We start from the raw sequence: 24,070 nt of genomic DNA on the forward strand, positions 1-24,070 counted from the left end.
AGGGGCCGTCATCACTTCACCCCGCGCCCTCCGGCGCGGTCGTCGACGCGCCGCTCAGATAGCGGCGGTAGTTGTTCAGCGCATCGTTGTCCGTACCGCTCGACCCGGCCCCGGACGCGCGCGCCACCTGCTGCGCCGTGTCGTACTCGCGGCGCCACTGCTGCGCCTGCTGGGTCAACCCGCGCGCATAGCCCGGCTCCGGTGTGCACGCGCACGAATCGTGCGTCTCGAAGTCGGCCAGCTTCCGCGACGCGTACACCGGGCCGCGGCTGGCCAGCATCCGGCAGAACGCGCACGGATCACCCGAGGTCACCCGCGACCAGCCGAGCGCCCGAGGATCCTCGTCCACCGCCGAGATCAAGGTCTGCCGGCCGCCGGCGAGCACCAGCTTGCTCACCGCACCGGCCACCCGCACCAGGCCACGGTCGTGAGCAACCGCCACCGAGACACCAGCACGGCGGGCGGTGATGATGCCCTTGAGAGCGGCCCCCCGGACCTGCCCCGCCACATACGCGCGTTCCAAGCGGGGCGCTGCCCGCACCGCCGGCGCGGCCCCGGCCACCCGCTCGGCCTGCCGGAACAGCCCGAAATAGGCGCTGGCCGCCGCCCCCGACTCGTCGTAGCCCTGGTCGACCAGGATCAGCGCCGCGCGCACGAACACGTCGATCGTGCCGGACAGATCCGTCGGGTCGACCATCTTCCACAGAGTGAACAGCTCCCGCAGCGACCCCGCCCGCACCGCCAGCTGCTGCGCCCGGTGTGCCGCGGTCAGCGCCGCGCCCTGCCCGGTCCGCGCCACCGGGCTACCCGCCGGCGCCCGCGGGCAGGATCAGCCCGGACCGGGTGGTCGTCTCGCCGCCGCCGGCCTGCCGGTCCAGCATCGCGGTCAGCTGCCCGATCGCGTCGCCGGACTCGGCCGCCTTGCGCCACCGCTGCAGATCCTGGCGGGTCGCGCCGGGCACCCGGTCCCACAGCTCCTGCGGCGGGATCTGCAGCATCTGCGCCAGCTTGCCCAGCCCGTCGACGACCGCGCCGAACGCCCGCGCGCTCGTGTCACGCCACACCACCTCGGCGTCCTCAGGCATCTCGACGCCCATGTAGCCGGCTGCCAGGCCGAGCGTCTGCTCGTGCGACTCGCCGTGACCGGTCTTCCGCTCGTCGATCTTGCGGTCCCGGCCGATCTCCGCCGCCGCCAAGGCCTCGGCCGAGAGATTCACCAGCTCACCGACCAGCTCATGCACCGGGGTTTGGCTGAGGGTGGCCGCGTACTTCAGCATCGCCTCACGCGAGTCGAGATAGCCGCGCAGATCGGTCTGGGAGAACTCACCCAGCCGCACATCGTCGGGTTGCTCGTCGAACGTCCACAGCTGCGACGCCGCCGACTTCATCCGCTCACTGGCCCCGGCCGTCCAGCCGACGATCCACCGCTGCCGAAACGCGCTGTACCACTCCGCAGCTTTCAGCCCGAACGACGACAAGTTGATCTGGTCCTGCAACGGCATCAGCGGCGCCACCTGGCCGGCCGCCACCCGCGACACCTGCAGCCCGTACCCGCCGCCCAAGGCCTCCGGCTCGACGTCGTCGTCCAGGTCCAGGTCCTCGGCGTCGCGGTAGCGCACCACCGGGGTCACACCCCGGCCGTGCGCGGTCACGCTCCTGGCCACGAGGCGGTCGCCGGCGCGATCCACCTGATAGACCGCCTCGGCGTCGTACAGCCGCCACCCACCGGTCCTCGGCCGCTTTTCCACCGCCCACACCGGCCAGTCCGGATCGTCGCCGTACACCGCGATCATCAACCGCGGCGACACCGGCCGGATCACCGGCAGGGGAGCGCCCGGCGTCACCACGTTGTACGCCGTCCCGTACGCCGTCGCCGCCCGGTGCAGCCCGGTCTGCTGCCGGTCCATCCGATTGGCCTGCCACGCCCGCCACACCTGCGGCGTCACATCCTCGCCGCCGGCGCCGACCGCGCGCAGCGAGTCCACGAATAACCCTTGCGTGATCGACTCCACCACGATCGAGATCACGTTCACCCGGGCGATCCTGGCCATCTCCTTGACCTCGCGCGGCGCATCCTGCGGGATGATCGCCGGGAGCGCCTGCCGGCCCAGCCAGTACCGCCGCAACACGTCCAGCTCGGCGCGCTCGGACTCGTGCTGGCGGCGCAGCTCCTTCACCTGGTCGATCACCTGGTCAGGTGTGAGGACCATCAGAAACTCGCCTTCCCGCTGCGTTGCCGCACCTTGCCGGAGTTCAGCGCCAGCCGCCGGCCCATCCGCGCACCCACCATGCACACCGCCAAGTCGACGTGCTTGTCCGAGTCACGGGTGACCTTGCCGAGGCTCACACCCCACGGATTCGTCCGCCGCTTCGCCTGATGCACATGCGTGCGCAACCGGGTATCGCCGTCCCACGACAACGCGCCGTGCTCGTCGATGTCCGCGGCGGTCTGCATCGCCGCCTGCGTGAACCGCTGGTTGCGCTGAATACCGCCCGGCGTGCGGATGCGCATGTCGAACAGCACCGCGGAGCCAACCTTCGCCCCGCCAGTCGCCCACACCTTCAACCGCCGGTGGAAATCGCGGTGCCACGCGTCGGCCATCGGCATCCAGTACAGCGCCTCGGACTCGTCGTCACGCGCCGGCGACGGATCCACCCCGAACCACTCCACCCGGAACCGGTCGAACGCCCACCGCACCGCCCCGTCCACCTCTTCCCGCGGCGCCAGCCAGCCTTCGCCCGCGTTCCCCCGCGGCCGCTGCCAGCAGCCCAGCGTGAACACGTGCCCGTCCGACAGCCGGCACCCGACCAGGCCGGTCGCGTCACCGGACTTGGAGCAGTCCAGGAACATCGCGATCTGGCTGTTGTCCGCCACCACGACGTCCGCGCGGGCCAGCGCGTCGAACTTCCGCGGCTCCACCCACGCGTCCTCCGCGGCCGCCAGCCCATTGAGGTAGTAGCGGATCGAGTCCGCCACCGGGGTCTCCGGGTCCAGAACCTCACCATCGAGGCGCTCTAGGTCCGCCCACGGCGCATCCGCGTACGCGGCCTCGAGGCCGGCGCGCCGCGAGGCGTCGTCGAACAGGTCGGTGTCCGGCGGCGCCTCGATCGAGTCGTACAGGATGTCGCGCCGCTTGGCCTGCCCCGCCACCTGCGCCTGCCACGCCGTGTAGGTGCGCTCGGCCACCGAATCGCCGCCCTGGGCGTGCGCGTTCGTGCCGTCCAGCACCCTGGCCTGCAGCTCTGCCGGAGACTTACCGACGTTGCGGCGGACCACCCGCGCCACCCGGTGTCCGCCCGAGGACTCGGTCATGTGGTGCGTCTCGTTCAGGAACACGAACGTCGCCGGGTCGCCCTCGGCGCTGCTCTCCGACGCGGTCAGCACCTCGGTGCGGCCACCCGACCCGCGGATGATGGTGCGGGTCTCGCCGCAATCCAAGTCGTAGTACGAGCGGGCGTCCTTGGAGAACATGGCGTTCGCCACGCGCAGCACGTCCTTGGACTGAGCCTCGCTATTGCTGGCGATCTGCACCAGCGGCATACCGTGCGGCTCGCCCGTCCAGCCGCCGCGGCCGTCCGGGACGAGCTGCGTCGGCCCGACGAGCTCGGCATTGCAGATCGACCCGCCGAACGGGTCCTTCCCGGTGCCTTTCGCGCCTCTTTTGGCACCGCGCCGGTAGACGAACCGGCCGGTCGCCGGGTCGAACGCGTACCAGAGGATTAGGAACCGCTTCTGACCCGGCGTGTACTGCCACTGACCGCCGCTCTGGTAGTTGATCAGGCCCGGCCCGTCGCCGCGGCCCTCAGCCCAGTCGATGACCAGCGGCCCGAGCGAATTCCGGATCAGCCGGTCCTTGGCATCCTGGTCCTGCGGCCACGGCAGGCTCACCCACGCGCGGGTGCCGTACCACGGGTCTTCCCGGTAGCCGGCGGGGCGTTCCTCAGAGGTCGCGGTAGTCGTCAAGGCGGGTCACCTCGGCCGGCAACTGCTCCTCGTCGTCCGGCCTCGGGTCGACGTAGCGGATCCGCAAATCGCGGCGAGCATCGGCGGTCGTGCCGAGCAGCTTCTCGCGCTGCCGCAACTCGGTGCCGTTGGCACCCTTCCACGCCTCGATGAACCGGGCGTGGATCTCCGCCACGTCGAACGCGAACTGCCACTCCGACTCGGTCCACAGCTTCGCGTGGGGCATCCGCCGCACCGTCTTCCACCACTGCTGGGTGCGTTCCGGCCAGCCGAGCATTTCAACGCCGTCGTTTCGTACAGCGGCACGCTCCGGCAGGTCCGGCCCGTTCCCGAACGGAACGTTGTCGACGTCGGTCCATTCATGGGTCGCCGGATTACGGTGCCGGACCTGCGAACGATCCTCTTTGGGCTTACGGCCAGTAACCGGCACTCTCAGTCACCCCCAGACCCGATCCAAGATTCATACTGGCTGGCAGACGCTAACCCCCGCCGCTCAGGAGACCCCTGGGGGAGGGGGCACCCCCCACCCGCTTGACTACTCTGCGTTACTGAATTCCTGGGTGTCTGCCGTCCCGCGGACGCAGCCGCTTCGGCCGACGTTCATTCGCCGCGCTCGCTCCCTGCTGTCCCGTGCGGTGCGCGTGACAGCGGGCGCACACGCCCCGCAGATTCGCGTCGCTGTGATCGTCGGGCCCGAGGTCACCGTGGTCGACCTCCACCGACCGCGCCCCCCAGCAGTGCGTGCGCAACCTGCACCGCGGATCGCGGGCCAGGATCCGCGGCCGCACCTCACTGGCCCAGTCCGGAGGCAGGGGAACCGTGCGCCAGGGGGTGTGCTTGCGGGCAGGGGGCATGTCCGATCATCCCCCCGGGGATTGTCCGTGCGGGCGGTCCCGATCATGCGCAGTGGGCAGCCACTGTGTGCGGATGCGTCCACTACCACTGATGATCACCGCTGGAGTCGCCGTCGCATGCCTGGCCGCATGCGGATCCGAGACACCAGCCGCCGCTGACACCGAGACGAGCACCGCGCCGGCGACGGCCACCGACGAGATCGAGCCGGCCGCCGCCGAGGCCTACCTCGCCGGGCTGCGACAGATCGACCCAGGACTGGCCGGCAACGAGTCCCGCGCCGTGCGCCGCGCCGAGGAGACCTGCGCGGACATCGCCGCGGGAGAGTTCACCGGCGACAAGCTGGCCGAGCGGGTGGCCGAACGCCTGTCCGGCGGCTCGGCCACGATCAACGCCAGCCAGGCGAAGCAGGCAATCGACCTGATGGAAACCTACGTCTGCTGACCCGCACTGCCCTCTGCGGATACGACGAAGCCCCGCCACAGGCGGGGCTTCTCGCTGTTTCCGGGCAGGGTCGGTCTGTCCCCAACGGCCGAAACAGTACCGTCCGTGACCGATAACGGCAACCTCTGTCGCTGCCCGTCACGCCGCCTGGCCGCGGCGCGGCGTCCGCGCCAAACGGTCGCGGATGTCGCCGAACCGAAAGGTGGCAACCGAATCGGGGTCATCGGCCGTGTCCGCTTCGACGGCGACACCCCGCCCCTGCAGGATTCCGGCGCGCACCCATCGGCTGATGAGTGCCCGAATTTGATCCTGGTTGCGGTCGCCGTCGAGGTACTGCGCAAGCCGGGCCGCCTCGCCCGCGGTGACCAGCCGCTCGTCCAGCGCGGCCCGCAGAATGTCCCGGGACCGGTCGACGTGCCAGGTGGCCCCGCACGGATTCGGGCACCGGACCACCTCGCGGCCGGCGACGGCGTACAGCACGCGGCCGCAATCGCACATCCCCACGAGGTCCCGTTCCGCGGGCCGGTCGACCATCTGGGCCAGCCGCCGGCACGCCATCTGCAACTCGTCGAACGCGCGGGCAGCGTCCGGCTGCCTCCGCAGCCACTCGGTCTGATGGGCGAGCCATGCCGCGGCGAGGGCCAACGGCGACGGGGGCACGCGCCAGCGGATGTCGTCGCAGCTGTCGTGACCGCAGCGCACCCCCACCCGGCACGCCGCACCCTCCGACGCCTTCCACGTCGGACGGCGCCGCGTCGCGACCATCACCCGGCCCGCATGCCGGCGGACCGTGCGGTCGACGGCGGCGTACTCGGCCGACGCAGTCAGATCGACCGGCAGCGCACCGCCGTCAATCGCTGCCGCCGCCCCGCCGCGCCGGTACCGAGTCTGGCGAGCCAGCACCGCCACCGCATCCGTGGCGTGCCCCGCCGCGGTGGTGAGCGCGGCCGCCAATCCCCTTCCTTCCGTCGCACACAGCACAGCGCCGTCGGAGATCGGGCGGTCGCACCGAGGGCATCGGTTCGTCATGGTCGTTCCTCCGGAGTTGTGGCCGGCACCGACCCGGCCGGCCAGACCGGAGGCCACTGGGGCTCCGCAGAGATGTAGGCCGGCGGGTTCGGGGGTCGGCGAGATCTGCGGTGGTACGGGTCCGGGTGCTCGCCGGTGCGGGGTTCCTGCAGGCCATGGCGTCCCGCCGGCGGCGAAGCAGGATCGGGTGTCCCGCCCCGACCCATCCCGGAGGGTTCGAGGCGCTGATCGGACCGGTGATCCGGCTGCGGTGTGGTCGGTGACGGGCGCACTGGTGGCGCCGGATCGGCGTTCGGATCATGTTTTCGATCAGCGATCGGATCAGTGACCGTGTCAGTGATCGGTTTTTGTTCGTGATCGCTGTTCGGTCGTTGATCGGTCGGTGGTCGGTCGGTGGTCGCGGAGTGGTCGGGCATGTCCAGCAGCAGCAGCTCGCGGCGTTCGAGCGCGGACGCCTCATCCGGTTCGGGCATGTCCAGCAGCACCATGTCGGCCTCGTACGGGGTGCGCTTGCCCTTGGACTCGTTGCAGCGGCCGCACGCGACCACGAAGTTCTCGCCCTCGACCCCGGCCGGCCGGTCGGGGTCGACGTGGTCGTACTGCAGCACCTTGCGCCGGTCCTTCGCCCGGCCGGCCTTCGGTGACAGCGGCCCCGAACGGCAGTACCGGCAGCAGCCGCCGTCGCGGCGGTAGACCAGGCCCTTGAGCCGCGCGTCGCGCAGGTCGGCCTTCTGCGCCCGAGACCGGTTGTACTCGCGGCGGGTGGGGTTGCGCTTGAGGAACGCGTGGATGCGGTAGGCGTAGCCGTCGGTCCACGTGTCACCGAGGCACTCACACTCGTCGCCCGGCCGGTGCAGCAGCGGCTGCTCGCCGAGCACCGGCGTGCACAGCTTGTCGAGCACCCGCCGGCGGCCGCGGCACAGCTGCAGCGCCAGCCCGGCGGTCAGATAGCCCTCGGACAGCAAGTGGCTGGCCTTCGACTTCATTCGCGTGTAGGCGGCCTGCAGGGCGTCGACGACGTCGCCGGCACCGTCCGCGAGGACCTCCCACACGGGCAGGTCGGCGAACGCGTCGGTTTCGAGAAAGTACGGCACGACGACCCCCCACAAGATCATTCCGATTGATCAACTTGAATCTGTCGGCATATGCGCGCAGGGCCCGGCCAACCCCCTCGACTCAAGGGGATCGGCCGGGCCCATCAACTCCCGGACAACCTCACGTCACGGATCCGCGCTCCGACCACGCACCGCGTACCCGTGCGCCCACGCCCCGGCCACCGCCGCCGCGGCCGCCAGCACCCCCGCCACCACGAACCCGTGCGGCAGCCACCCGCACCAGCCGGCCACCGCCGGCGCCGGCGCCTGGACACCCACCGCCACCGCCGAGAGACCGGCCACCCGGGCAGGCGCCCACCGCGGCCGGATCACACGCTCTCGGGCTTCGGCGGCCGCCGCACCACCACGAGGCCACCGCCCACCAGCCACCGCCCCACCGGCGGGCACGGCACACCCCGCCGATGCACCGCCCGGCACACCCCGCACAACCGGGCCGCCGGCAGCCGATCCGTGTGCCTGATCGACGGCATCGCCACCACCTCGTCCCAGCACGCACGCCGCGGCGATCTCGTTCATCGTGTCGACCACATCGGCGCGGCAGGACCGACCAGCGATGAACCACCTCTTGAGGCCGTCTCCCAACCACAGCTGCCACGGTCCGTCCGGACGGCATTTACAGATGATCCAGCGCTTCACGCCTCACCATGGCCCTGCTCTTCTGGCTGCTCGCGAAGGTCGTGCCAGTCCCGCGGCGACGACACGGCCAGCACGATCCGATCGCCGTCCCGGAAGACCAGCGCCCCGCTCGCAGCGATCTCCACCGACGACGCCGTCACCGATTCCTCCCGGCCCGACCACCGCCTGAAAGTGAAGACCCTCACGAGGCGTGCCCCCTGCTTGTCCTCGCAGCCGCAGGTGCGGGTGTGCCGGTCGCCGTGCGTGCCGTCCCGGCCGAGCGGCCGATGCCGGTCACACTCATCGACCAGGCGCTGAAGAAGGGCGATGTGGTGCTGACCCGTTACGCCGGCTACCGCGCCGATGGCGGTCTGCGCCAGGCACAGCGTCTCGCGCAGCATCTTCGGCCCGTCAGGCACCTCGTAGCTGGTCACGAGTCCCCCGTGGAACTCGTCTCGGTAACAGCCTGGGTGGTCCAGATGTGGCTCAGCCATGACGGCCGCCCTTCCGTTTGGCCGCGCGTCTCTGGGCCCGGTTGCCGGACTCGGCCAGCGCGCGGCGCATCGCAGCGTGGTCCCCGCGGGCGCCGGACACCTTGATCGAGGCGACGTCGCAGGCCGGTTCCCACCGCTGCCCGACCAGCCGCCACCGGCAGCCAGCCTGGCCATCAGAAAGCGTCACCGGCTGAAGGCACCGGCACGTTGCGCCGGCCAGCAGGCGCTCTGCGAGCGCCAGCGCGGCGCCCGTCGGCGACTGGTGGTCCTGGGCGATGAGCCGGGCACCCTGGTACTGAGCGTGGGCGTACCAGCCAGCCTCGGCCACCGGCACATCGTCGTGCAGGTAGCCGATCTCGAAGCCGCTGGCTCCGGCCCGGCCGACCAGGTCCATACAGGCGACCACGACGTCGTCGTTGAGGTGCGGGCTCGTTACTGCAAGCGCGCGGGCACGCTCGCGCAATTTGCGGCCTTCCTCTCTCTTGGTCTCGTCAGCCACGGGGTACCTCCAAGAAATGCGGACGGGTAACAGGGCGCCGCTGATCACGAGGGCCGAGCAGGACGGTCGCGATCTGCTCCATCGGGTCGGCGGCGCCGTCCGGGAAGGCGCCCGGGTCAGTGCTCCACGTCTCGGCGATCGTCCGTACCGTGCCGATCAGCTCGCGAGCGACATCGACCTCGCGCCGCAGTTGGCGGAGCTCGGACTCAACCTCGGCGTACTGGACGGCGACGTCGACGGGCTGGTCACCGTAGACGTAGATCTGCGTGCCGATCTCGTCGATCGGCGTCCACTCGCCGGGGGCGAGGGTCGTCGTGTCGCCCATCTGGGCCGGGCTTGGCTCAAGCGAGTAGGCCTCGGCCGGCATCGTCCGGTGCTTTAGCTGGCAGGCTTCGGTGTCGTCGTTAGGCACGGGTGTCTCCGTCCTGCTGGCCAGCCGTCACCCGGTCGTAGATTGAGCGAGCCCACGAGGCATCGCCGAGCGCGGTGTGGCGCAGCTTGTCGGGGACCGGGGCCAGGCCGAGCTGAGCAGTCAGCCAGCCGGAGTCCCACGGCAGCCGGGTCATGTCCAGGCCGGACGTGGCCGCGAGGTATCCGACGGCGAGGGCCTCGACGTCGATCAGGTGGTAGTGCCAGGACGGGCAGAGGCCCTGGACGCGCATCCGCGCGCCGAGCACCTCAGCGTCGAAGTTCGGCACCGCGCCGACGAGGTGCGCGCCGCGGGTGAGCCGCTCCACCTCCCGCATGACGAGGAACTCGGGAGTGCCTCCGCCAACCCACGGGTCAAGCGGGTCGGGGGACTTGCTGCGGTAGTCGGGGTGCCGGTCGTAGAAGCGACCGACCTGCAGAGCGCGCGGGTCGGCGTTGTCGAGGGCGAGGTGGTCGGCGTGGACGAACCACTGATACTCGTCGTCGGCGGCGGCGCCCGGGTCGCGGACGATCAGCGCGACGTCCCACGCCCTACGGTCCGGGCGCAGGCTCGTTGTCTCGGTGTCCACGAAAACGATGCGGGTCACGGTTTTCCTTCCTCAACGGTGCGGAGCTTGAGCGTCAGCAGCACGGTGCCGTCGTCGAACCGCTGCTCCTGCGCCACATGCAGCGGCTCGGCGCAGACCACGACGAACTGGCCCGGACGCAGATCTCGGACACCCACATCGCCAAGCTCGATGTCGCGGGCGATGACACGGATGATCGGTTCGGGATTGGGATCTTCGCCTCGTCGCGGCTGAGCCGCGCGGCTAGACTCGCGGGCCCGGTCAGCCATGAGCTCCTCCCGTCCGGAGTTTGCGGGCGCGGTGCGGGCCGTCCAGGGTGGTGCGGACGCCGTCGGTGTGGCGGCCGGCGACCACCCGCCCGGAGAGCGCGGTGCACGGCTGTCCGAGCGGCGCCAGGCAGGTCGTGCACCGGCGGTACCGCGACCAGTCGACGCCGGCCATCAGCGGCGCCCGCGGCGGCGGTGGTCGGCGAGCTTGGCGCGCAGCTCGTCGACGTCGTGGATGCGGGTGTCCACGTTCTCCGTGTGGTGCCGGCCGCGGTGCTCGGGGCCGTGCACGGCGGCGACATACCGCCGCCCGGCCTGCTCGGCGATCGCCGGCGCGGCGGCGGGTGCGGTCATCACCCGGGCGGCCGGCGGCGCGGTGGGGGCGTGGCGGGCGGGTGCGGGCAGCCGCGTCGAGGTGGCCTCCAGGTCGCGGCCGCGGCGGCGCAGCGGCCGTCCGTTCCAGGTGAGCTGCCACCTGGTGCCGCGGGTGCCGACCGGGGCCGGGTCGACCGCCAGCCGCGGCCCGAACTTGCTCACGGTGATCAGGGCGCCGCCGAGGACGGCGATCGCGATCCCGACCCACAGCATGTTCATGGCGGCGAGGGTGACACCGCCGACGGTCAGGCCGGCGCCGGTCTTGGGCAGAGCAGAGTGATACACGGGGGTTCCTTTCCGGAAGGAGCAGATCGACAGAAGGGGACGGTTCAGGTGGCGGCCCACGAGCCGCGGTGGCCGCGGATCCAGCGGGTGAAGGCGAGCGCGTAGATGACGGTCAGCAGCAGGGTGTAAAGCTGCTCGGGCACGAACGCGGCGGCGTACAGGCGGGCCCGCCAGCCCATCGCCCACACCGACCACACCCGCTCGACGAGCAGCAGCACCGACGGGGCCAGCCACCACCAGGACCACTGCACCGACCCGGACACGGCCAGCGTGACCGTCACGGCGAGCAGATAGCAGATGGCGACCACCGCGGACAGCAGCAGGCCGGCCTGCTGGCGCCAATAGGTCCAGCGCAGGTGCGGCGGCATCCGCCGGCCGTACCGGCCGATGTTGCGCAGCGCCCCGAGGTACCAGCGTTCCCGCTGGCGGACCAGCTTCGGGATCGTGTCCATGACGTCGGTGGTGGCCAGCATCCCCGGCGGGGAGATCGACGCGTAGCCGCACGCCTGCAACGCGAACGTCAGCTCGTTGTCCTCGGTGAGGCTGTGGGTGTCGTAGAACGACTCGCCGTAGGGCAGCATCACCGCGGCGCGGCGCTGCGCCCGCACATCACACAGCGCGGCGTAGGCGAACAGGGTGCCGGTGCCGGTCAGCACGAACGCCCGATACGCGAGCCGCCGGGCGACCTGCCCGTACCGGTGGAACTCCATGCGCTGCAGCTGACCCAGCACGGTGCTCGACGGGCGGCCGCAGAACGTGCCACCCACCCCGCCGACCCCGGCGCCCAGATGCCGGTCGGCGATCTCCAGGAAGCCGGGAGCGAGGGTGGTGTCGGCGTCCATGACCAGCACCGCCCACGCCCACGCATCACCGTCCAGATACGGGGCGAGGCGTTCCAGCGCGTGATTGATCGCGCCGGCCTTCTTGTGCGGGTTGTCCGCCATCACCATCACGTACGCGCCCGCGGCGGCCGCCACCGTCGCGGTGTCGTCGGTGCAGTTGTTCGCCACCACCACGATCTTGTCCGGCGGGCGGGTCTGCGCCCGGAGCGAGGCGATCGTCGCGGCGATCGTCGCGGCCTCGTTGCAGGCCGGCACCACCGCCACGATCCGGCGGCCGGTCACCGCAGGATCCCCCGCCGGAACGCGATCGCGACCGCGTGCGCCCGGTTCGTCGCGCCGAGCTTGGCGTTGACCCGCCGCAGATGCGTCTTCACCGTGTCCTCGGACACGAACACGTCGTCGGCGATGCGCCGGTTGGAATGGCCGGCGGCGGCGCGCGCCAGCATCTCCGTCTCGCGTCGGGTCAGCTGCGGGACGGGCGCGCCCGGCGGCCGGGCACCGAGCACACCTGCCGGGGCCAGGGCTTGAGGTTTGAGCATGATCAGTCGTCTCTCTCTCCGAGGATCGCGGCCTCGCGCTCGGCGGCCGCGGCGACCAGCTCCGGGTCGAACCGCGGCGGCGGCGGAGGCAGCGGGGTGATCGGGTGGCGCGGGTCGCCCGCCTGGCTCATCAGCCCGCACGTGGTGCAGCGGCGCCGACCGCGGTGGTCGGCCGGGACGTCGTCGTCCGCGACGTGCGGGTGCGGCCGGACACGATCCGGGCGCGGCCGGGCGGTCACGGCGCGGCCTGCCAGCCGTCGAGCAGGGTCGGCGCGTCCGCCGGCGAGACAGCGGCCAGCCGTGCGGGCGGCGAGTGATCCCGGCCCCCGACCGCCACCGGGCGGGGGTTGACCTTCTCGTCACACGTCGGGCCGCGGCCGCGGGCCCGCGACTGCGGGGTCCGCAACGCCCGCCCGCAGATGTCGCACTCCACCGTCCGGCCGGTCATCGCCCGGCCCGCCGGGCAGGGTCACCGGCGAGCGCGGCCAGCCGCGCCCGGGTCGCGTGCATCCGCTGCTCCGCCGCGGCGATCCGCGACGCGGCGACCACGAACGCCAGCCCCAGGGTCAGCCGCGCGTGCGGGGCCAGCCGGTACCGGCGCTCACCCATGACGGCCACCCCGGCCGGGGTCACGGCCGGCCCGCGGGACCGGCCGGCGCAACCGGATCCACCGCACCGCCGGCGGCGGCGGGGACGGCCGGGCGGGCGGCCACGGCACCTCCCACAGCCGCTCCAGCACCGGATCCGGGCAGACGTACAGCGGCCCGGACGGGCTGACCGGCCGGCCGCCCACCGTGTCCCACACCGGCGCCAGGGCACGGCCACGGCGGCGGCGATGGCCGTGGGGCATGCACCACCAGCCGGCCACGGCGCACACCGCCGTCAGCGCCGCCGCGGCCAGCAACACCGCCACCAGCACCGGCCCGTACACCACAGCCACCAGCCACGCCAGGATCACGCTGATCGCCACGGCGAACAGCAGCACCGCGGCCGCCCACCGCAGCAGCCACACCGCCCCGGCCGGAACGCGCCGCCGCGCCGCGATCTTGTTGCTCATCGGGAATCACTCCTTGCTGCTGGGTTTTCGGTCGTGCGCCGGGCGCCGCATGCGTCACAGCGGTCGGTGTCGTCGCCGGACGCCGGCCGGCCGTCACGTCCGACCCACAGGTGGGGGCCGCCGTCCGGGCAGCGGTCGGCGTACGCCGGACGCGCAACCGTGGGCAGTAGCCCCGGGGCGGACTCGGCCAGCCACGCGCGCCCGTGATCGCCGGCTCGGGAATCACTCCTTGATTCGGCGGCCTGCACGCCGGCCTGGTAGGCGCGGGAGATCAGACCGATCAGCACCTGCGCTGTGGCCGGCTCGCCGCGCGACAGCCAGACCAGAACCCGCCGGTCGTAGTCGCCCAGCTCCATGCCGGTGTCCTCGCAGGCGTGCAGCAGGTGACCGGCGATGGTGTCCCGGACGAGCCGCTCCGGGTCACCCGCCCGCACCCGGCCGGCGTCGTGCAGCGCACGGACCGCCCGGGGCATCGCCGCGGCGGCCGCGTCACGCTCGCAGCGGTAGGGGCCTGCCGGCCCGTGGCCGGCGGTCACTGGAACATCCCCTGCTCGAACATCCCCTGCTCGCGGACGATCCGCTCCAGACGGCGGTGTGCTCGATAGGCGATGGCCTTGACGGCCTGGTAATCCCTGCCCATCTCCGCGGCGACCTCTGTCAGCGGCAGGTCGCGCCAGTAGCGGCCGATCAGCACCTGCTGCTGATCGGGGGACAGCCGCATCACCAGACGCCGCAGAACGGCGGCATCCAGCGCGGCATCCAGCGATGCCGGCACGGCGGCCAGCGGATCCTCAGGGGACGCCGTCTCGAACACCTGGCTGACGTACGGGTCACCGGCCAGCTGCTCGCGATTGACCCGCGGCGACTTGTAGTAGTCCGCGACCAGGTTCCGGGCGATGGTGGACAGCCACGCGAGCACATCCCGGCCCTGCCACTGCAGCCCGCCGATCCGGCGCAGCGCCCGCACCCACACCTCGTGGGCGAGCTCCTCCGCGGTGCCCAGATCCGGCAGCCGGCGCCGCATCATCGCGAGCAGCCGCGGATGGCACCGCCGGTACAGCTCCGCCACCGCATCGGGATCACCGGCCTGCGCCCGCGTCACCAGCTCCCACGACTGCAGCGCCCGCTCGTCAGCATCAGGCTGGCGCGGCCGCACCACCGTGGTCACCGCCGCGGTCACCGCGGGTCACCCGCCTGGCGCTGCCGGACCGCCGGCGGCGACCCGGCCGCGTCCGCCCGCAACCGGACGTTCTCCGCCCGCAGCCGCCGCACCTCGGCGTGGAGACGGTCCAGGTCCTCGTCCCGCCAGTCCGGCAGGCGACGCCGGACGCACACCAGGACACCGGACCGCGGCGTCGTGACGCCGTGGAACGTGCTGCCGGCAACCATGCTCGTGATCCCCGGCACGCCGAGCACCGCCACGGCGACCCGGTCGACCGCGGTGATCAGAGCGCTGCGGTCACCGCCGCGCACCGACGGCTGGATCTCGACGGACACGCACTCCGGCGCCCGGTCGGGCAACTGCTCGACCACGTCGGCGATACGGCGCAGCTCGGCCGCGGCCGGCACATACCCGCCGGTGTCCGGGGGTGGAGGTATGGTGGTCACTCGGATCGCCTCATTTCTGGGGTTTCGGGGTTGGTCCGATTTCGCGGTCCGCGCGGATTCCGGCCGCGCGGCCGCGCTGCTCATCCGGTCTCACCGCGCAGCAGCGCATGCACCAGCGACTCGCGGTAGCGGCGATGCCCGCCCGGCGTCCGGATCGACTCCAGACGGCCCGCGGTCACCCAGTTGCCCACCGTCTTCGGGTCGACCCGGAACAGCCGCGCCACCTCGCGCGTGGTCAACAGCCGGTCGCCGTCCCGGCGCCCGGTCACCGGGCACCGCCGAGGTACGCAGGTCCCGGATCGCGGCGACCCGACGAGGCCGAGGCCTCGCCGCGGGACTCCACCGGCGGGTCGGCGCGCCGGTGGCGTCCACCCGGCGCCCGCACCGCGCTGCCCGCCGCGGGCAGCCCGGCATCGGTGACCGCGCCGATCGAGCGCAGCGCCCGCCGCACGTCCCGGACCGCTTCCTCCAGCCGCGCCGCCACATAGGCCGCACCGACCGGATCACGCTCGGCGTCCGGCACCGACCGCGGGTCATACGGCCGGCGCAGCATCGTCAGCAGCTGCGCGCCCAGCTGCTCCGCGTTGCGGGTCACCTCGCCGATCCGCGGCAGGGCCTCACCGGTCAGATCCACCACGCGACCGGCCGCGCACCGGCCCGGACCCGCGGACGAGGGACCGGTCGGGACCGGCCCGGACGGCTGCGGCGGCGGACCCGACGGCGCCGGGGTGCCCGGCGGCGGCGCCTGACTGCCTCGATGCTCCATCTGGCACGCGTCCGCGTCATCGCCGTGCGAGCACACCGGCACACCAGACACCCGATCGACGCCGACGACCGGTGCGCTGCCGGTCACGCCGCACCGACCGTGGGCACCGGTGCGGGCACCGCGAGCAGGACGTCCGTGGAGATCTGGAGAACACGGGCGATCGCCGCGATCTCCTCGGCATCGAAGGAGACCTCACCGGCGATACGCCGGCCCAGCGTCGACCTCGGGATGCCGATCTTGGCGGCCATCCGCGTGCCGCTGATCCTGGCCTTTGCCAGCTCGGCGCGGACGTTGAGCGCGACGGCCTCACGCACCGCTTGAGTGGATGACCCGCTCATCGGGTTGATTGCTCCCATGGGCATATTTCTACCGGTGATCGCGTAGGCTGTCAACCCGCTGAGCGGGTAGGCTATTCATTCATGTCAGTGACTGGCCCATAGGACTTGACCCGTCCCGCTGACCGGGTCAACATCTCTGATATGAGCGAAAATGTGGGTGCGCGGGGGAGACTCCGCGAACACGTCGCCGAGGAGATCCGCGTGCTCCTCGCGCGCAAACGGATGAGCGGCTCAGAACTGGCACGCCGCACCGGCATCAAGCAGAGCACCATGAGCCGGCGCATGACCGGGGAGACCGCCTTCGACATGGACGACCTGGAGGCGATCGCCGCCGTCCTGGAGGTCGAGGTCGCCGACCTGCTGCCCAAGACCAGCGCCCTAAAGAAGGTTTAAGTCGCCGATAAGGCGGTGGCGTGGCGAGATTCACGGGCGGGCGGATGCCTGTCGCGCTCGCTCGGCTTGACGCGGCGGGGCGCTCGGCGGACTATAGAGGTGTCGCCAGTCGCGCCCGCCTGTGCCTGCTCGAAGTGTAGTTGTGTGATGTCGAGTTCAGGCATGGGAGATCGGCACCTCATAGCAGTTGCATTGGGTGCGGGATTCTGTGCTCTCGCGTGTCCGAGGGTGCAGTTGTGCGGTAATCGCTGGGCGCGCGTTGGCCGGCCTTTCCGGCAGCGCTTTACAAGGAGACAAAATGGCGAAGGCCCTCTACGGCCACGTAGGTGCGGCGCCTGACCGGCGTCTGCTCGACGAGGTCACCCGACTGCGTTCCAGGGTGCAGGCTCTGGAGTTCGAGGTCACCCGCTTGCGGGCGGAGAATGATCGTCTAGCGGCGGCGGCCGCCGAGACTGACGACATGATGCGGATCGGCGAACCCGCTCTGACCTGATTCCAGCACCTCGGGAACGCACCCCTCACAACAGCGCGCCTCCACCTTCTGTGGCGGCGCGCATTCTTTTGGGGCGCGAGTGCATTGCCGGGACCGTGTGCCTGTCCTGCCCCTTCCCGTGCCCTCACCGGCCCGCCGGGGCGCGGCGTGCGAAGGCAGTCGGGTGCCGGGCGGGTAGCCTGCTGAGCAGCAGACCGACCAGACCACCGGAGATCCGTGCACCTCAAGACGCTGACCGTGAAGGGCTTCAAGTCCTTTGCCTCTTCGACCTCGCTGCGGCTGGAGCCGGGCATCACGTGCGTCGTGGGCCCGAACGGCTCCGGCAAGTCCAACGTCGTCGACGCCATCGCGTGGGTGCTCGGCGAGCAGGGTGCCAAGGCGCTGCGCGGCGGAAAGATGGAGGACGTCATCTTCGCCGGCACCTCGGGCCGTGCGCCTCTGGGCCGCGCCGAGGTGACGCTGACCATCGACAACGGCGACGGCGCTCTGCCGATCGACTACACCGAGGTCTCCATCACCCGGCGGATGTTCCGCTCCGGTGAGAGCGAGTACGAGATCAACGGCAACTCGTGCCGCCTGCTCGACATCCAGGAACTGCTGTCCGACTCGGGTATCGGCCGGGAGATGCACATCATCGTCGGGCAGGGGCGCCTCGACGCCATGCTGCACGCCAAGCCGGAGGACCGCCGCGCGTTCATCGAGGAGGCGGCCGGCGTCCTCAAGCATCGCAAGCGCAAAGAGAAGGCGATCCGCAAGCTCGACGCGATGCAGACCAACCTCAACCGCCTCAACGACCTCACCGCCGAGTTGCGCCGCCAGCTCAAGCCGCTCGGCAAGCAGGCCGAAGTGGCGCGCCGTGCCGCCGGGATCCAGGCCGACCTGCGTGACGCCCGGCTCCGACTGCTGGCCGACGACCTGCACACCCTGCGCACCACGCTGGACAAGGAGATCGCCGACGAGTCCGCGATGCGCGAGCGGCGGCAGCAGGTCGAGGGCGAGAATCGTGAGGTCCAGCGCCAGCTCGCCGATCTGGAGGCCGAGCACGCCGAGGACGCGCCGCTGCTGCAGGCCGCGCAGGACACCTGGTACCGCCTGTCCGCGCTGCAGGAACGGTTCCGGTCCACCGAACAGCTCGCCTCCGAGCGTCTGCGCCATCTCGCCGCCGCACCCGAGGACGAACGCCCCGGCCGCGACCCGGACCAGCTCGCCGCCGAGGCCGAACGGGTGCGCGAGCAGGAGGAGGAGCTGCGCGAGGCGCTGACCGACGACCAGACCCGGCTGGCCGAGGCGGTCGAACACCGGCAGGAGCTGGAGCGGCAACTCCATGCGGCGGAGGGCGCGCTGCGCACCGCGGCCAAGGCGATCGCCGACCGCCGGGAAGGACTCGCCAAGCTCACCGGCAACGTGAGCGCGGCACGGGCCCGCACCGAGGGCGCCGCCGCCGAGATCGAACGACTCACCGCGGCGCACGCCGACGCGTTGACCCGTGCCGAGGCTGCGCAGGCCGCCGTCGACGAGGTGGCCGCCGAGTCCACCGAGGCCGACCGGGACAACGCCGACCTGGACGCCCGGCACGCCGAGGCGGTGGCCGCGCACGACCGGGCCGCCGCGGTGGTCAAGGAACTGTCCGACGCGGAGCGCGCCGCGGAGAAGGACGCGGCCAGTTGGAAGGCCCGCGAGGAAGCCCTCTCCATGGGGCTCAAGCGCAAGGACGGCGCCGGCGCGCTGCTCGGCCGGGCGGACCAGGTTCCCGGACTGCTCGGCAGTCTGGCGTCCATGCTCACCGTGCAGCCCGGACACGAGGCTGCGCTCGCCGCCGCCCTCGGCTCGCTCGCCGACGCGGTCGCGTTGAGCGGTGTGGACGAGGCCGTCGAGGCGATGCGGTCCCTCAAGATCAGTGACTCCGGGCGCGCGGAGATGGTCGTCGGCAGTCCGGCCGGGCCGGGCATGCGGGGGACCCTGGACGCGCTCCGGCCGCCGCTGCCGGAAGGGGCCGCGTGGGCTCCGGACGTGATCGACTGCCCGCCGAGCGTCCGCCCGGCGCTCAACCGCGCGCTGCGCGACGTGGTGCTCGTGCCCGACCTGGCCGCCGCGGCACGGCTGGTGGCCGGCAACTCCGAGCTGCGCGCAGTCACACCCGACGGCGACGTGCTCGGCGCGCACGCCGCCGCCGGTGGTTCCGCCAAGGCCACCAGCTACCTGGAGGTGCAGGCGGCGGTCGACGAGGCGAAGGCCAAGAAGGAAACGGCCGAGCAGGCGATCGACGAGGTGAAGGCGCAGCTCGACGGCGCCCGTGCCGAGGTCGCCGAGCACAAGGAACGGGTGAACACCGCCTCGGCCGCCCGCCGGGCCGCCGAAGGCGAGCGCAACGCCGCCGCGCGCCGGCTGGCCGAGCTGGGCGCCGCCGCACGGTCGGCGGGCGCGGAAACCGAACGTCTGGCCGCCTCCCTGCAACGCGCGGAAAGCGCCCGGGAAGCCGATCTGACGAGACTCGCCGAACTCGAGGAGCGCCTGCAGGCGGCCGAGGACACCCCGATCGACGAGGAGCCGTCCGCCGACGAGCGGGATCGCCTCTCCGCCCTGGTGCCGCAGGCCCGGCAGAACGAGATGGAAGTGCGCCTCGCCGTGCGTACCGCGGAGGAACGGGTCTCCTCCATCGCCGGCCGCGCCGACTCACTGTTGCGGCAGGCGAACGCCGAACGTCAGGCGCGGGAACGCGCGGCGGCGCGCCGCGCGGCCCGAGCCCGCGGCGCCGAGATCGCGAAGGCGGTCGCGCTGGGCGCGGCCGAGGCGATCAACCGGATCGGTGTGTCGCTGGCCGCCGCCGTCGAGGTACGCGACGAGCTGGCCCGCGCCCGTACGGCCCGGGAGGCCGAACTGCAGGAGATCCGGGCCACCGCCAAGCGGCTGGTGTCGGAGCTGGAACGGCTCACCAACGAGGTGCACCGCGACGAGGTGGCCCGCGCCGAGCAGCGGATGCGGATCGAACAGTTGGAGGCCAAGGCCGCCGAGGACTTCTCGCTGGACGTGGAGACGCTGATCCAGGAGTACGGGCCGGACCAGCCGGTGCCGCCGACACAGGCCGAGGTCGCCGCGGCGGAGAAGGACGGCAAGCCGGAACCGCAGCCGGTCGATTTCCACCGCCCCACCCAGGAGAAGCGGGCGAACAAGGCGGAACGTGACCTGGCGCTGCTCGGCAAGGTCAACCCGCTGGCGCTGGAGGAGTTCGCCGCGCTGGAGGAGCGGTTCAAGTTCCTCTCCGACCAGCTCGAGGACCTCAAGGCCACCCGCAAGGACCTGCTGACCGTGGTCAAGGATGTGGACGACCGGATCCTGGAGGTCTTCACCTCCGCCTTCGAGGACACCGCCCGGGAGTTCCAGGCCGTGTTCCAGGTGCTCTTCCCCGGCGGCGAGGGCCGCCTGGTGCTCACCGACCCGGAGGACATGCTCACCACCGGCGTCGAGGTCGAGGCCCGCCCGCCGGGCAAGAAGATCAAGCGGCTGTCGCTGCTGTCCGGCGGCGAGCGTTCGCTGACTGCGGTGGCGATGCTCTGCGCGATCTTCCGGGCGCGGCCCAGCCCGTTCTACATCATGGACGAGGTCGAGGCCGCCCTGGACGACGTCAACCTCGGGCGGTTGATTACCCTCTTCGAGCAGTTGCGGGAGAAGAGCCAACTGCTCATCATCACGCACCAGAAGCGCACCATGGAGGTCGCCGACGCGCTGTACGGCGTCACGATGCGTTCCGGCGTCACCCAGGTGATCAGCCAGCGCCTCAAGCGCGAACTGGAGGATTGATCCGCGTCATGCCGCTGCGTGAGCCGGCCCGTGCATTGCTGATCGATTTCGACGGGGTTCTGCGGCAGTGGGATCCCGCCTTCCCGGCCACCGTGGAGAGCCGTCACGGCCTGCAACCGGACGTGTTGATGTCCACCGCGATGGATGGGGAATTGCTGCGCCCCGCGGTGGCGGGTGAACTGACCGACGCCGAATGGATGGCCGCCGTGGCGGCGCGGCTGCCGTTGCCCACCGCCGACGCCACGGCCGCGGTCGCGGAGTGGCAGAAATACCGCGGTTACGTCGATGCGGAGGTGCTCGCCTTCATCCGCGAAGTGCGCGCGGCGGGACGCCCGGTCGGCCTGGCCACGAACGCCACGGATCTGCTCCGCGACGACTTGGCGGCGCTGGAGCTGACCGACGAGTTCGATCACGTGATCAGCTCGTGGGAGCTGAAGGTGCACAAGCCGGCCGCGGAGTTCTTCCAGCGCGCCTGCGAGACGCTGGGCGTGGAACCGTCGCGCGTGCTCTTCGTGGACGACGAGGACCGGGCGGTCGGCGGCGCCCGCGCGGCGAACCTGCCGGCGTATCGCTGGTCGGGCTCGGACGGGCTGCGTTACCTGCGCAAGGCACTGGACCTCTGACCGAGCCGATCCGCGAGCGGGTGTCGGCGGACTGGCCGCCGACACCCGCTCGCGTCATGCCAGGACTACGCGTCCTGGTCCGGCAACGGGAGAATATTCTTCTCCGGCACTAATGCTCTCATTTTGTCCTGTTCGGTGGTGAAGAGCAGAGCACCGTGCTTGTTCGCGGCCCAAACGGCTTGCGCCCGGGCCATGTCATTTCCGGTGAGGGAAAGCGGACCGGCCATAGCGACCGCGCACTCATGATCGAGATCCAGCACGGCCGTCACCGGCAGAGTGAGGATCAGGCCCAGTAGTGCAGAGCTGCGCTGATCCGCCAGGTGCTCTGCATGGGCTTCCGCGAGCGCAGCCGCCGGAATTGCCACCGCCATGTTCTTTTCTTCGGCGATCTCGCGCAGGAGTTCACCCACGTGAACGTGGCCTCGTGCATACGACTGCAAAGCGGAGCGGTCGAGCACCGCTCGTATTTCGCGTGCTGGTTCGTTCTGGATCATTCCTGCACCTCCGGAAGACGGCCGGCTTCGATGGCCTCCAGGTAGCGCTGGCTTTCGGCGCGCTGGGCGGCGCTCGGAGGGCTGAGCACTGAACGTGCCCATGCTTGCCCCTCCGGGGTCAAATGGATGCCGACCGCTGCGAGGGTCTTGCGAACCGCCTCAGCTCGATCCATGCGGGCACGGACCGCCTCGGTGACGATCGCAGAGGTGTTGGGACATTGGTCGAGGTATTGCGCGACATCATCGGGAAGACTCACGGTTATCCGCCTCGTCATACTCGCATCATACTCACAAAGAGGAACACGTGTTCGATGGACACGTGTTCGAGTCCGGACTCGGCGACGACCGTACCGTGATCGATGTCTGGCTGTCTAGTCGCGGGGCAAGTCTAGTCGCGTAGCAATACGTCGGCCGCCGTGCAGAGGGATCCGTCGGTGTCCGTCTCCTCCACCCGCACCGACGCCGAGACGCCCTCCAGGCGCAGCGTGCTGATCGCGTTGCCGAAATACGGGCCCGCCACCCGGGTCCATTGCCAGCCGGGTGGTTCCACCCCGCTGGCCCGGCCCAGTCCGCGTACGCCCTTGGCCGCCGCCCGCGACCAACTGAATCGCATCAGCGGGCGCATCGGCCTCGGCACCTGGTTGTGGATGGGTGAGCAGGTCAGTTGATGCACCGGCGTCGCCGTGCCGGGCCCGAGATCGACCCGGGCCACGTACGAGTGGTGCACGTCCCCGGAGAGCACGTTGATCGACGCCGGCGCGCGGCTGCCGTCGCCGGTGCCGACCAGTGCGCCCGGCGTGGCGGTGCGCCCGGCGCCCAGCCTGCGGAACAGCTCGCCCAACGCCTCGAACGAGCGGGTGAAGGCGGCCCAGTGTTCCAGGTCGAAGGCGCGCCGCAGCTTCTCGGCGAACGCCGCCCGGCGGCGCCCGGACGACTCCGCCATCCGCTCGTTCCACGCCTCCAGGTGGTGGATCGCCGGCGGCATCAGCCAGGGCAGGGACGAGCCGATCACCAGATGGTCGTAGTCACCCTGCGCGCGTTCGACGAACCAGTCCCACTCGGCACGCGGCAGCATCCGCCGGTCGCCGCTGGTCAGCACCCGGTTGCAGCGGTTGTCCAGCATCACCAGCCGGGTCCGGCCGAGGTCCAGCGAGAAGCTCCACCGGTACGGCTGATCGGTGTTCTCCGCCTCGGACGGGTCGTCCACCGACAGTCCGAAGTCGTGCAGCAGGTCGGTGGCGTCGCCGGCCGCCATGATCTTCTGGTAGAGCGGATCGTCGCGGATCTCCTCCGGGCTCAGGTTGCCCAGGTGCTGATAGACCCAGTACGACGCGAGGCCGGCCGAGATGCGCTCGCGCCACCACGCCTTGCCGGACATGTCGCGCCGCCACGAGTCCGAGGTGTTCCAGTCATCGATGATCTCGTGGTCGTCGAAGATCATGACCGCCGGCACGGTGGCGAACAGCCAGCGCACCTCCGGGTCGCGCCACGACTCGTGGTAGAGCCGGGTGTATTCGTCGAACGAGATCACCTCGTCGTCCGGGCCGTGGTGACCCGGGCGGCGGTTGCGGCGCAGGAACCGTTGCACCTTGTCCGAGGTGTTGTCCGCATAGACCTGGTCGCCGAGCAGCACGATCAGGTCGGGCCGCTGCGACGGGTCGCGCATCAGCCGCCGCGCGTACGCGTCCAGCGCGTCCGGTGGCAGATGCCGGGTGGTGGCCTGCGGCGTCGCCTCGCGGCAGGAGCCGAAGATGAGGCTGACCGGATGGTCGGCGTCGTCCGCCGCTCGGGTGTGGATGGCCGACGGGGGATAACCCGAGTCGGCGGGCGGCCAGGCCGGGCGTTCGTCCAGGAAGACCTGGTAGCGGCAGGCGGCGCCGGGTGTCAGCCCTTCCACGATCACGACGGCGTAGTGGTGGCCGTACGCGGAGAAGGTCGGCGTTGCCCCGCCGCCCCCGCCCTCCACCTCGACCCGTACCCGGGCCGGCGCGGTGGTCTCCAACCAGAGGGTGGCGGTGGTGCCGGCGACGCGGCGCAGCACCGGCCCGATGGACAGCTCGGCTGTCCCCGTGGGCCGGCTCTCCAGGCTCGGGGAGTCCGGGCTCGGGGAGTCCGGGTCCGGGGAGTCCGGGTCCGGGGAGTCCGGGGGTTGGGACTCCGACGGCGGGGCGGTCACCGGACGGCCC

Annotated in this window: 34 protein-coding genes; 5 read left to right on the top strand and 29 right to left on the bottom strand. The window is 71.5% G+C overall.

What is annotated here, in order from left to right:
- Positions 1–16: 16 nt before the first annotated feature.
- Genes IEY73_RS12030 through IEY73_RS12045 form a run of 4 tightly spaced genes read right to left on the bottom strand, consistent with a single transcriptional unit; the run spans position 17 to position 4,394 of the window.
- On the bottom strand, positions 17–799 hold the full coding sequence (locus IEY73_RS12030) for a VG15 protein (protein WP_189079250.1): 783 nt from the start codon (positions 797–799) through the stop codon (positions 17–19).
- Between the two features lie 4 nt (positions 800–803).
- Positions 804–2,210, bottom strand: a complete 1,407-nt coding sequence (locus IEY73_RS12035; protein WP_189079251.1) for a phage portal protein — start codon at positions 2,208–2,210, stop codon at positions 804–806.
- Positions 2,210–3,964, bottom strand: a complete 1,755-nt coding sequence (locus tag IEY73_RS12040) for a terminase (protein WP_189079252.1) — start codon at positions 3,962–3,964, stop codon at positions 2,210–2,212. Before IEY73_RS12040 ends, IEY73_RS12035 begins: the two co-directional genes overlap by 1 nt.
- On the bottom strand, positions 3,942–4,394 hold the full coding sequence (locus IEY73_RS12045) for a phage terminase small subunit (protein ID WP_444543373.1): 453 nt from the start codon (positions 4,392–4,394) through the stop codon (positions 3,942–3,944). The genes IEY73_RS12040 and IEY73_RS12045 overlap by 23 nt, the downstream gene beginning before the upstream one ends.
- 515 nt (positions 4,395–4,909) lie before the next feature.
- On the opposite strand from IEY73_RS12045, the gene IEY73_RS12050 reads away from it, so the two are divergent.
- A complete protein-coding gene (locus IEY73_RS12050; protein WP_189079254.1) occupies positions 4,910–5,260 on the top strand; it encodes a hypothetical protein in 351 nt (116 codons plus the stop codon).
- A gap of 138 nt (positions 5,261–5,398) precedes the next feature.
- Here the strand turns inward: IEY73_RS12050 and IEY73_RS12055 are convergent, their stop codons facing one another.
- The 22 genes from IEY73_RS12055 to IEY73_RS12160 all read right to left on the bottom strand — a co-directional run bounded on the left by IEY73_RS12055 (position 5,399) and on the right by IEY73_RS12160 (position 16,059).
- Entirely contained in the window at positions 5,399–6,214 is an 816-nt protein-coding gene (locus IEY73_RS12055) for a DUF1922 domain-containing protein (RefSeq protein ID WP_189079255.1), read from the bottom strand.
- 71 nt (positions 6,215–6,285) lie between these two features.
- The gene (locus IEY73_RS12060) at positions 6,286–7,383 is read right to left on the bottom strand and encodes an HNH endonuclease (protein WP_189079256.1); all 1,098 of its coding nucleotides are present in this window, start codon (positions 7,381–7,383) and stop codon (positions 6,286–6,288) included.
- A gap of 126 nt (positions 7,384–7,509) precedes the next feature.
- Positions 7,510–7,686 (bottom strand): hypothetical protein, encoded by a 177-nt coding sequence (locus tag IEY73_RS12065; protein WP_189079257.1) that lies wholly within the window; start codon positions 7,684–7,686, stop codon positions 7,510–7,512.
- A gap of 26 nt (positions 7,687–7,712) precedes the next feature.
- Entirely contained in the window at positions 7,713–7,874 is a 162-nt protein-coding gene (locus IEY73_RS12070; RefSeq protein ID WP_189079258.1) for a hypothetical protein, read from the bottom strand.
- 162 nt (positions 7,875–8,036) lie between these two features.
- Positions 8,037–8,453, bottom strand: a complete 417-nt coding sequence (locus tag IEY73_RS12075) for a hypothetical protein (RefSeq protein WP_189079259.1) — start codon at positions 8,451–8,453, stop codon at positions 8,037–8,039.
- A gap of 52 nt (positions 8,454–8,505) precedes the next feature.
- Positions 8,506–9,012 carry a hypothetical protein gene (locus tag IEY73_RS12080; protein ID WP_189079260.1) on the bottom strand — a complete coding sequence of 169 codons (507 nt, stop codon included), beginning with the start codon at positions 9,010–9,012 and terminating at the stop codon, positions 8,506–8,508.
- Entirely contained in the window at positions 9,005–9,424 is a 420-nt protein-coding gene (locus tag IEY73_RS12085) for a hypothetical protein (protein ID WP_189079261.1), read from the bottom strand. The genes IEY73_RS12080 and IEY73_RS12085 overlap by 8 nt, the downstream gene beginning before the upstream one ends.
- A complete protein-coding gene (locus IEY73_RS12090; protein ID WP_189079262.1) occupies positions 9,417–10,028 on the bottom strand; it encodes a hypothetical protein in 612 nt (203 codons plus the stop codon). The genes IEY73_RS12085 and IEY73_RS12090 overlap by 8 nt, the downstream gene beginning before the upstream one ends.
- Complete coding sequence (locus tag IEY73_RS12095) at positions 10,025–10,276, bottom strand: hypothetical protein (RefSeq protein ID WP_189079263.1); 252 nt, start codon at positions 10,274–10,276, stop codon at positions 10,025–10,027. The genes IEY73_RS12090 and IEY73_RS12095 overlap by 4 nt, the downstream gene beginning before the upstream one ends.
- A 171-nt stretch (positions 10,277–10,447) precedes the next feature.
- On the bottom strand, positions 10,448–10,933 hold the full coding sequence (locus tag IEY73_RS12100; RefSeq protein ID WP_189079264.1) for a hypothetical protein: 486 nt from the start codon (positions 10,931–10,933) through the stop codon (positions 10,448–10,450).
- A 44-nt stretch (positions 10,934–10,977) separates the two neighbouring features.
- A complete protein-coding gene (locus tag IEY73_RS12105; RefSeq protein ID WP_189079265.1) occupies positions 10,978–12,057 on the bottom strand; it encodes a glycosyltransferase in 1,080 nt (359 codons plus the stop codon).
- The gene (locus IEY73_RS12110; protein WP_189079266.1) at positions 12,054–12,314 is read right to left on the bottom strand and encodes a response regulator transcription factor; all 261 of its coding nucleotides are present in this window, start codon (positions 12,312–12,314) and stop codon (positions 12,054–12,056) included. The genes IEY73_RS12105 and IEY73_RS12110 overlap by 4 nt, the downstream gene beginning before the upstream one ends.
- A gap of 2 nt (positions 12,315–12,316) precedes the next feature.
- Positions 12,317–12,553, bottom strand: coding sequence for a hypothetical protein (locus IEY73_RS12115; RefSeq protein WP_189079267.1), 237 nt, complete (start codon positions 12,551–12,553; stop codon positions 12,317–12,319).
- Positions 12,550–12,762: a DUF6011 domain-containing protein gene (locus tag IEY73_RS12120; protein WP_189079268.1), complete on the bottom strand. Its 213-nt coding sequence runs from the start codon at positions 12,760–12,762 to the stop codon at positions 12,550–12,552. Before IEY73_RS12120 ends, IEY73_RS12115 begins: the two co-directional genes overlap by 4 nt.
- Entirely contained in the window at positions 12,759–12,923 is a 165-nt protein-coding gene (locus IEY73_RS12125) for a hypothetical protein (RefSeq protein WP_189079269.1), read from the bottom strand. Before IEY73_RS12125 ends, IEY73_RS12120 begins: the two co-directional genes overlap by 4 nt.
- On the bottom strand, positions 12,916–13,371 hold the full coding sequence (locus IEY73_RS12130) for a hypothetical protein (RefSeq protein ID WP_189079270.1): 456 nt from the start codon (positions 13,369–13,371) through the stop codon (positions 12,916–12,918). The genes IEY73_RS12125 and IEY73_RS12130 overlap by 8 nt, the downstream gene beginning before the upstream one ends.
- Positions 13,368–13,907 (bottom strand): hypothetical protein, encoded by a 540-nt coding sequence (locus IEY73_RS12135; RefSeq protein WP_189079271.1) that lies wholly within the window; start codon positions 13,905–13,907, stop codon positions 13,368–13,370. The genes IEY73_RS12130 and IEY73_RS12135 overlap by 4 nt, the downstream gene beginning before the upstream one ends.
- On the bottom strand, positions 13,904–14,551 hold the full coding sequence (locus IEY73_RS12140) for an RNA polymerase sigma factor (RefSeq protein WP_189079272.1): 648 nt from the start codon (positions 14,549–14,551) through the stop codon (positions 13,904–13,906). The genes IEY73_RS12135 and IEY73_RS12140 overlap by 4 nt, the downstream gene beginning before the upstream one ends.
- A complete protein-coding gene (locus IEY73_RS12145; protein WP_189079273.1) occupies positions 14,548–14,979 on the bottom strand; it encodes a hypothetical protein in 432 nt (143 codons plus the stop codon). Before IEY73_RS12145 ends, IEY73_RS12140 begins: the two co-directional genes overlap by 4 nt.
- An 80-nt stretch (positions 14,980–15,059) precedes the next feature.
- Entirely contained in the window at positions 15,060–15,248 is a 189-nt protein-coding gene (locus IEY73_RS12150) for a BldC family transcriptional regulator (protein ID WP_189079274.1), read from the bottom strand.
- Positions 15,245–15,832, bottom strand: a complete 588-nt coding sequence (locus IEY73_RS12155; protein ID WP_189079275.1) for a hypothetical protein — start codon at positions 15,830–15,832, stop codon at positions 15,245–15,247. Before IEY73_RS12155 ends, IEY73_RS12150 begins: the two co-directional genes overlap by 4 nt.
- Positions 15,829–16,059 carry a helix-turn-helix domain-containing protein gene (locus tag IEY73_RS12160; protein WP_189079276.1) on the bottom strand — a complete coding sequence of 77 codons (231 nt, stop codon included), beginning with the start codon at positions 16,057–16,059 and terminating at the stop codon, positions 15,829–15,831. Before IEY73_RS12160 ends, IEY73_RS12155 begins: the two co-directional genes overlap by 4 nt.
- 165 nt (positions 16,060–16,224) lie before the next feature.
- Here IEY73_RS12160 and IEY73_RS12165 point away from each other — a divergent pair, with 165 nt between their 5' ends.
- The 4 genes from IEY73_RS12165 to IEY73_RS12180 all read left to right on the top strand — a co-directional run bounded on the left by IEY73_RS12165 (position 16,225) and on the right by IEY73_RS12180 (position 21,390).
- Positions 16,225–16,476 (top strand): helix-turn-helix domain-containing protein, encoded by a 252-nt coding sequence (locus tag IEY73_RS12165; RefSeq protein WP_189079277.1) that lies wholly within the window; start codon positions 16,225–16,227, stop codon positions 16,474–16,476.
- Positions 16,477–16,774: 298 nt separating this feature from the next.
- Positions 16,775–16,969, top strand: a complete 195-nt coding sequence (locus tag IEY73_RS12170; RefSeq protein WP_189079278.1) for a hypothetical protein — start codon at positions 16,775–16,777, stop codon at positions 16,967–16,969.
- Between the two features lie 216 nt (positions 16,970–17,185).
- Positions 17,186–20,767, top strand: a complete 3,582-nt coding sequence (gene smc, locus IEY73_RS12175) for a chromosome segregation protein SMC (protein WP_189079279.1) — start codon at positions 17,186–17,188, stop codon at positions 20,765–20,767.
- Between the two features lie 8 nt (positions 20,768–20,775).
- A complete protein-coding gene (locus tag IEY73_RS12180; protein WP_189079280.1) occupies positions 20,776–21,390 on the top strand; it encodes an HAD family hydrolase in 615 nt (204 codons plus the stop codon).
- Between the two features lie 65 nt (positions 21,391–21,455).
- Here IEY73_RS12180 and IEY73_RS12185 read toward each other — a convergent pair whose 3' ends face one another.
- The 3 genes from IEY73_RS12185 to IEY73_RS12195 all read right to left on the bottom strand — a co-directional run bounded on the left by IEY73_RS12185 (position 21,456) and on the right by IEY73_RS12195 (position 23,970).
- Complete coding sequence (locus IEY73_RS12185) at positions 21,456–21,884, bottom strand: hypothetical protein (protein ID WP_189079281.1); 429 nt, start codon at positions 21,882–21,884, stop codon at positions 21,456–21,458.
- Entirely contained in the window at positions 21,881–22,159 is a 279-nt protein-coding gene (locus IEY73_RS12190; RefSeq protein WP_189079282.1) for a hypothetical protein, read from the bottom strand. Before IEY73_RS12190 ends, IEY73_RS12185 begins: the two co-directional genes overlap by 4 nt.
- 113 nt (positions 22,160–22,272) lie before the next feature.
- Positions 22,273–23,970 carry an alkaline phosphatase D family protein gene (locus IEY73_RS12195; RefSeq protein WP_189079399.1) on the bottom strand — a complete coding sequence of 566 codons (1,698 nt, stop codon included), beginning with the start codon at positions 23,968–23,970 and terminating at the stop codon, positions 22,273–22,275.
- Between the last annotated feature and the right edge of the window lie 100 nt (positions 23,971–24,070).

Source organism: Mangrovihabitans endophyticus, from assembly GCF_014646155.1.
Taxonomy (GTDB): Bacteria; Actinomycetota; Actinomycetes; order Mycobacteriales; family Micromonosporaceae; genus Actinoplanes; species Actinoplanes endophyticus.